The organism is Bacillus sp. C30, assembly GCF_040838255.1.
In the GTDB taxonomy this organism is placed as follows: domain Bacteria; phylum Bacillota; class Bacilli; order Bacillales; family Bacillaceae_G; genus Bacillus_A; species Bacillus_A mycoides.
This window is the reverse complement of record NZ_JBFPJH010000475.1, coordinates 1-2,112: the sequence shown is the minus strand read 5'-3', so window position 1 is coordinate 2,112 and position 2,112 is coordinate 1. Positions and strand designations below refer to the sequence as shown.

General features: G+C 31.6%; 2 protein-coding genes. Both read left to right on the top strand.

Annotated elements, in window-relative coordinates:
• Positions 1-800: class I SAM-dependent methyltransferase (locus tag AB3X49_RS21900; protein ID WP_367964724.1), on the top strand; the 800-nt coding region annotated here is incomplete at its 5' end.
• A 408-nt stretch (positions 801-1,208) separates the two neighbouring features.
• Positions 1,209-2,112: tetratricopeptide repeat protein (locus AB3X49_RS21895; RefSeq protein ID WP_367964722.1), on the top strand; the 904-nt coding region annotated here is incomplete at its 3' end.

Here is a 2,112-nt window from a genome sequence, read left to right as displayed (position 1 = left end):
ATTCAGTTTGGAAGATTACTGATCCTATACATATTGTTGATTATGGTTGTGGATATGGTTATTTAGGTTTAATTTTGCTTCCTTTACTTCCAATTGGAACAAAGTATACAGGGATTGATAGAGGAGAAACATTAATAGCTGAAGCGAGAGAGTTGTTTCGTGCACTCCCATATGAAACAGAATTTATTGAGGGGGATGCGACAGAAATTGAAGTGAAAAATAAATACGATATAGCTGTCAGTCATGCTTTTTTATTACATATGAATTCACCCAAAGTAATGTTGCAAAAAATGATAAATTCGATTAAGGAGGGCGGACATGTTATTTGTTTTGAACCACATTGGATTTCTAATATGTCCTCATACACGCTAGACGGATTAATTCAATCGGAAATTATCCAGCTTGGTGTTTTGCAGAAGTTATTTGAAGAAGATGCACATAGAAGTGGTAAAGATGGCAATATTGGCATGAAAATACCAATGTATTTAAGTGAATTAGGTGTTAAAAATATTGAATGTAGAGTAAGTGATAAAGTGAATTTTTTAGATCCTAATTTAAATCAAAATGATAAGCAAGGATTATATAATTCTCTAAAAGAAGAGGGGATTGCTAGTAATCCAGGTGAAAAACAACAATTTATAGACCGTTTAATGAGTCGGGGCTTAACATTTGCTGAAGCACTCGCTCAATATGAAGCAGAACTAAGATTTTTTGAAGTGTTTCATATACATGCATCTTTAGTATATGCTCCGAATATGAAAATTACATTTGGTGAAATAAAGAAGCAAATATCATATTAGAACAGTAAGGGAGAAGGAGAATTGCTACAGTTCTAATATGGATAGGTTACCATTATTATCAAGGCTTGTCGGTAAATCGATATATCTTATCAAATCGTTAATTTATTGTAAGTTACGATAGATATATTCAGGAAATCGTTAATATAATTTCATCCACTGAATGAAGCCTCAAAAAAGAAGATAAAACCCATCTTCGAATAATATATGTTATTTCATCAAATTAAACAAAATAACGAGAAAAAGTATCGTTTTTAAGATATTTAGTTATAAACTTGAATAATATTAAATAATATCGTTCATTATATGAGGTTTTAGTTGAATGCATACTATATGATGTGTAAAATCTAAGCAAGTAGGTTAGAATACTGCTTGCAAATAGCAGTATAAATAATAATTTGAGGTGAATGCATGCTAGATTTTAAGCAATTAGAGATTTGTTTGAAAGAAAAGAGATTCCTAGATGGATTACATGAGATAAATAATGAAATTGCGCATATAAAAGAAACGAATAAGTTATCATACGTGAAGAACTGGCTTTCTAACGTCTCGTCACCTAAGGAGTTTGATACATTAATTCGTCTTGCTGATGAAGGTTTGATGCATCAATATAGCTCCTTTTTAATTCGTTATACTTATAAAAAATTCCCAAATATGAGAACGCTCTCTTTATATTGTGATGAGTTAATTGATGAGCGTAAAATCCTTGATGCTGAACAATTGTTAAAAGATTCTTTGGAAAAGGTAAATGAAGAGGAAACTGATGCGGATGTTTTAACGAAAGCATACTTTACGTTAGTTAGATGTTTGCTAGATATGAAGCGAAATGAAGAGGCCTATGCCTATATGCAAAAGGCGGAAAAGCATAGTACGCGTGCAGTTTTTGATAAATGGGGTTACTTATATATACAGACTGGTGAGTGGGAGAAGGCAGAGGAACAACTTTTATTCGGTCAGCAGCATAAAGATTGTGAAGAGTTAGCTACGTACTTATTGGCGCAATTATATGCATATAAAGGTGAACAGCAGCGAGCGTTACAACTCATTAATGATGCGATTGCAAAGTTCCCTCAAGTACCATATTTCTATTTTGAAAAAGTAAAATATTTATTAGATTTAGAGCGCTATGAAGAAATGTTAGCGGTAATAGATAAAATCAATCATATGCTTCCGCATCATGCATATACAACTTATTTTATACATTTACGTGCAGAAGCATTTTATAAAATGAATAATATTCACGATTTGCAAGCACTATTGAAAAGTGAAAAGAGTTTAAAAAATTCTCTATATCATCATATAGAAAAAAATCCTG